The following is a 4,917-nucleotide window of genomic DNA, read 5'->3' as shown; positions in this document are numbered from 1 at the left end:
ACCCCCGCCCCCGTGACCACCGAGGTCCCCGGCAGCGCGAAAGCCAGGACCAGACAGCCGAGGAGGCCCACCGCCGGCACGGCCCGCTTGAGCGGCGCCGCGTCCAGGGTCCACGCCGAGGCGTTGGCCACCGCGTAGTACGCCAGCACACCGAAGGAGGAGAAACCGATCGCGCCGCGCACATCCACGGTCGCGGCGAGGACCGCGACCACCGCACCCACGGCCAGCTCGGCCCGGTGCGGCACCTGGAAACGCGGATGCACGGCCGACAGCAAGCCGGGCAGATGCCGGTCCCGAGCCATGGCCAGCGTCGTCCGCGAGACGCCCAGAATCAGGGCCAGCAGTGAACCCAGCGCCGCCACGGCGGCCCCGATCCGGACCACCGGCACCAGCCCCGGCACACCTGCGGCGCGCACCGCGTCCGCCAGCGGCGCGGCAGCGCGCCCGAGATCCTCCGACCCCAGCACCGAAAGGACGGCCACCGCCACACCCACGTACACGGCCAACGCGATACCCAGCGCGAGCGGGATCGCGCGCGGGATGGTGCGCGCAGGATCCCGCACCTCCTCGCCGAGGGTTGCGATGCGCGCGTACCCCGCGAAGGCGAAGAACAGCAGGCCGGCAGCCTCCAGCACACCACCGAGACCCCCGGAGGTCCCGATGTCCAGCCGCCCGGCGTCGGACCCACCGGATCCCAGGCACACGACGATCACGGAAGCGAGGACCGCCAGGACAACCGCCACGATCAGCCGCGTCAGCCAGGCCGACTTGTGGACGCCGCCGTAGTTCACCGCGGTCAGCGCCACCACGGCCGCGACCGCCACCGCGTGCGCCTGCCCCGGCCAGACGTACGCACCGACCGTCAGCGCCATCGCCGCACAGGAGGCCGTTTTGCCGACCACGAAGGACCAGCCCGCGAGATACCCCCAGAACGGGCCGAGCCGTTCGCGTCCGTACACATAGGTGCCACCGGAGGCCGGATACAGCGCGGCCAGACGGGCCGACGACATGGCATTGCAGTAGGCGATCACGGCAGCGAGCGCGAGTCCGAGCAGCAGCCCGGAGCCGGCGGCACGGGCAGCGGGCGCGAGGGCGACGAAGATGCCGGCGCCGACCATCGAGCCGAGCCCGATGATCACGGCGTCCCCGACGCCCAGGGTGCGCCGCAGCTCGGCGGCCGATCCGGACGGTGTCATGGACCGCACCCTACTGATCAGCGGAACCACCGGGCGCCGCCAGCACGTCGTCCCGGGTAACGCAGCACGAACGGGCCGTGGACGAGGTGCGGACGCACAGCCGGTGCGGACGTACAGCCTGTCCGGAGCGGGATCACAGCACCGGGACGGTGCGGACACAGCGCGAAGGGGCAGGGTCAGGACATGAGCATCGTCAGTTGGATCATTCTGGGGCTGTTGGCCGGGGTCATCGCCAAGGTACTGCTGCCGGGCCGGGACCCGGGCGGCTTCATCGGCACCACGGTCATCGGCGTCGCGGGCGCGTTCCTCGGCGGCTGGATATCGGCCCGCTGGCTGGACCACCCCGTCACCAAGGACTTCTACGACGGCGCCACCTGGGCCGCGGCGATCGGCGGATCGCTGGTGCTGCTGATCGCCTACCGCATCCTGTTCGGCAACTCACGGGACTGACCCGGGGCCTCTCGTCCGCCTCAAGGCCGGGCAGACGGGAAGGGCGACCGCAGACGCGGTGCCCCGCCCTTCCCGTCCCGCTGCCAGGTCTCGGGGGAGTCAGGTCCTAGCGGTAGTTCACGAACTGCAACGCGAAGTCGAAGTCCTGACCCTTCAACAGCGTGATGACGGTCTGCAGGTCGTCACGGCTCTTGGAACTGACGCGCAGCTCCTCTCCCTGGACCTGGGCTTTGACGCCCTTGGGGCCCTCGTCGCGGATGAGCTTCGCGACCTTCTTCGCGTTGTCCTGGGAGATGCCCTCCTTGATCTCAGCGAAGAGCTTGTACTCCTTGCCGGAGAGCTGCGGCTCGCCCGCCTCCAGTGCCTTCAGGGAGATCCCGCGCTTGATCAGCTTCGACTGGAAGACATCGAGGACGGCGTTGACCCGGTCCTCCGAGTTCGCCTCCATCAGGATCTTTTCTCCGGACCACGAGATCGAGGCGCCGACGCCCTTGAAGTCGTAGCGCTGGGAGATTTCCTTGGCGGTCTGGTTGAGGGCGTTGTCGACCTCCTGCCGCTCGACCTTCGAGACGATGTCGAAACTGGAGTCGGCCATGTCCTGTGGCTCCTTGTATCGGGGTGTGTATCGGATGCGTGCCGGCGTCCGTGGAGCTGCCGCCGAGCCCGGTGCGAGACGCGGGCCGCATCCGGACAAGCCTAGCCACCCGGCCCGCCCCGGACGGTGAGGAATCCAGGTGGCGAAGCACCCCTCCCCATCGGGTATCGTTTACGTCGTTGCCGGAGAGCGCCGCCGAAAAGCGGTTCGAACGGCGGCAAACCCGGCGGTGTGCCCGAGCGGCCAAAGGGAGCAGACTGTAAATCTGCCGGCTCAGCCTTCCCAGGTTCGAATCCTGGCGCCGCCACGCTGAGTGAGACCCCCTCCGAACTGCGGAAACGCAGAGCGGAGGGGGTCTGCTTCGTTTTCGGGGGGCTCGGTTGTCCGGCCCGGCTCATCGTCCGCCGGACGGCGGCTCCTCGGACTCCGGCCCGGATACCGATCCCGTTCCCGTCTCCTTCCCCGTTCCCGTCTCCGGCCCCCACCCCGGTGCCTCCGGCGGGGTCTTCGCGGCTCTCCTCACGTCCGCTTCGACGGCGTTGCGGGGGCTGCTCTCGTCCTTGGCGAATTCGGAGAGCGCCGCCTGGGTGTCGCGGGCGAGATCGCGCCAGGCGCGCCAGGCGGTTTCGTAGGTGTCGGTCTGGGCCTGGGACCAGGGGGCCGCCGTGGGCGCGCCGTAGGTGTCCCGCAGGTGCAGGACCCTCACGTGAGCCTCGTCGACCGCGCGCTGTTTCGCCACGAGTTCCTCGAAGGTATGTGCCACATGTAGGGATGCTAGGGAGGGGACGGCAGTTGTGCGCGGCGAGCGGGGCGTACGTTGTCGGGCGGTACCCGTGTGGCGCACTGGGGCAGACTGACCTCATGTCCAGCCGTCGCAGAACCTGCCCCGAGTGCCGTCGGGAGATCGCCGTGGTCGCCGGCCGGTTCGCCCGCCATGACCCGCCCGGAACGCGCGAGAACGGCCGGCTGACCTCCTGCCCCGGCTCCCGGAGCACGGCGCAACTGGGTGCCGCCCAGCCTTCGTTGGACGGATACGTCCTGTCCGCCATTCCCGGCCAACTGCCCCTCTTCTGAACGCCGTCAGCACCACCCGCCCGGCAACACGAGCCCAACAACCCGCCGGACCGCGCGCTCAGTTGCCCGCGACCGACTTCACCGCCACCGGCACCGGCGTCGAACCGGAGATCAGCTCCAGGGTGAGGCCGGCCGTCGCCGGGGTGTCCAGCAGTTCCGCGAGCACGGCGGCCACGTCGTCGCGCGGGACCGCCCCCGGGCCCGTCCGCGCCTCCAGCCGGACCAGGCCCGTGCCCGTGTCGTCCGTGAGTGAACCGGGGCGCAGGATCGTCCAGTCGAGGCCGTCCAGGCCCTGGACGTAGGCGTCGGCCTCGCCCTTGGCGCGCTGATAGACGTCGAAGACCTGGTCGCCCCGGTGGCCGGCGTCGGCGCCGTAGGAGGAGACGACGAGGAAGCGGCGTACGCCCGCGCGCAGTGCCGCGTCCGCGAACAGGACCGCGGCGCCCTTGTCGACGGTCTCCTTGCGGGCCGTTCCGCTTCCCGGTCCCGCGCCCGCCGCGAACACCGCCGCGTCCGCGCCCCGCAGGACGTCCGCGACCTGCTCGGCCGATGCCGACTCCAGGTCCAGGACGACCGGTTCGGCGCCGACGGCCCGCAGGTCGTCGCTCTGTTCGGCCTTGCGGACGATGCCCGCGACCTCGACTCCGCGCGCGGCGAGCAGACGCTCCAGCCGCAGCGCGATCTGACCATGACCCCCGGCGATGACAATGCGCATGCCCTCGACCGTACGCCCGGCCGCGGCCCCCCGCCGTCCGGCCCCGCCGTCCGGCCCCGCCGTCCGGCGGAGGAACGACGTCCCCGCGCTCTAGGACACCGTCCCCCGTCCCTGCCGCGGCAGCCCCAACTCCGCTGCCGCCGCCGAGTCGCAGTACTCGCGCACCGCGCTCGTGCGCGCCACCACCCGGCCCTGGTGGATCACGATCCGGCTGTACGCCAGTGAGAGCGCGCCCGCCAGACGGTCGCCGCGGACGGCCAGCAGGTCGGCGGGGAAGCCGGCCTCCACCCGGACCTCCGGGAGGCCCAGGGCCGCCCGTGCGGACGTGCTGACGGCGTCGTAGGCGTCCTCGGGGCGCAGGCCGTGGCGGGAGGCGAGGAGGTACGCCGCCTCCAGCGGGTCGCCCCGGCCGACCGGGTTGGAGACGTCCCGCAGGCTGCCGCTGCCGGCCGTGACGCGGACGCCGGCCGCCCGCAGCAGCCGTACCGGAGGCGTGCCGCGGCGGTCCGTGGCGCCGCATCCGCCCTGCGGGAGGCACACCACCGTGATGCCGGCCGCGGCGAGCTGGTCGGCGGTGCGGCCCGCGGACTCGGCGGGGAGGCGGGCGAGGGCCGCGCAGGGGCCGAGGCTGACGCCGGGGCGCAGGCCGCCCGCCATCGCGGCCAGCCGGGCCAGCCGGGCCGGGTCGGCGGCGTCGGTGTGCAGGTCGACGGGGCAGCCGTGTTCGGAGGCGACCTCCAGGACGGCCTCGACATAGCCGGTCGGGTCGGGGTCCAGGTCCGGGCACCCGCCCACCACCGAGGCGCCCATCTTCAGCGCGTCCCGCAGCATGGCGAGCCCGTCCGCGCCCGCCACGCCGGTCAGCAGCCGGGGCATCGCCACCGTCG

At 72.4% G+C, this 4,917-nt stretch carries 6 protein-coding genes, 1 tRNA gene and 1 pseudogene; 3 read left to right on the top strand and 5 right to left on the bottom strand.

Going from position 1 to position 4,917, the window contains the following annotated elements; all coding sequences use genetic code 11:
• Positions 1–1,196: APC family permease (locus BZL64_RS38185; RefSeq protein WP_086773507.1), on the bottom strand; the 1,196-nt coding region annotated here is incomplete at its 3' end.
• Positions 1,197–1,379: 183 nt separating this feature from the next.
• Here BZL64_RS38185 and BZL64_RS38180 point away from each other — a divergent pair.
• A complete protein-coding gene (locus tag BZL64_RS38180; RefSeq protein WP_086773506.1) occupies positions 1,380–1,646 on the top strand; it encodes a GlsB/YeaQ/YmgE family stress response membrane protein in 267 nt (88 codons plus the stop codon).
• Positions 1,647–1,752: 106 nt separating this feature from the next.
• Here BZL64_RS38180 and BZL64_RS38175 read toward each other — a convergent pair whose 3' ends face one another.
• The gene (locus BZL64_RS38175) at positions 1,753–2,241 is read right to left on the bottom strand and encodes a YajQ family cyclic di-GMP-binding protein (protein WP_086773505.1); all 489 of its coding nucleotides are present in this window, start codon (positions 2,239–2,241) and stop codon (positions 1,753–1,755) included.
• 225 nt (positions 2,242–2,466) lie between these two features.
• Here BZL64_RS38175 and BZL64_RS38170 point away from each other — a divergent pair.
• Positions 2,467–2,548: transfer RNA gene (locus tag BZL64_RS38170), tRNA-Tyr, on the top strand.
• Positions 2,549–2,746: 198 nt separating this feature from the next.
• Here BZL64_RS38170 and BZL64_RS38165 read toward each other — a convergent pair.
• A pseudogene (locus tag BZL64_RS38165) lies at positions 2,747–3,004 on the bottom strand (hypothetical protein); the annotation flags it as partial.
• A gap of 98 nt (positions 3,005–3,102) precedes the next feature.
• Here BZL64_RS38165 and BZL64_RS38160 point away from each other — a divergent pair.
• A complete protein-coding gene (locus tag BZL64_RS38160) occupies positions 3,103–3,315 on the top strand; it encodes a hypothetical protein (RefSeq protein WP_086773508.1) in 213 nt (70 codons plus the stop codon).
• Between the two features lie 58 nt (positions 3,316–3,373).
• Here BZL64_RS38160 and BZL64_RS38155 read toward each other — a convergent pair whose 3' ends face one another.
• Entirely contained in the window at positions 3,374–4,030 is a 657-nt protein-coding gene (locus BZL64_RS38155; protein WP_086773504.1) for an SDR family oxidoreductase, read from the bottom strand.
• 90 nt (positions 4,031–4,120) lie between these two features.
• A partial coding sequence (locus tag BZL64_RS38150) for an amidohydrolase family protein (protein WP_143663464.1) occupies positions 4,121–4,917 on the bottom strand: 797 nt, incomplete at its 5' end.

Source organism: Streptomyces bobili, assembly GCF_002154575.1.
In the GTDB taxonomy this organism is placed as follows: domain Bacteria; phylum Actinomycetota; class Actinomycetes; order Streptomycetales; family Streptomycetaceae; genus Streptomyces; species Streptomyces bobili.
Note: the sequence above shows the minus strand (reverse complement) of the source record. Positions and strands in the feature narration are given on the sequence as shown.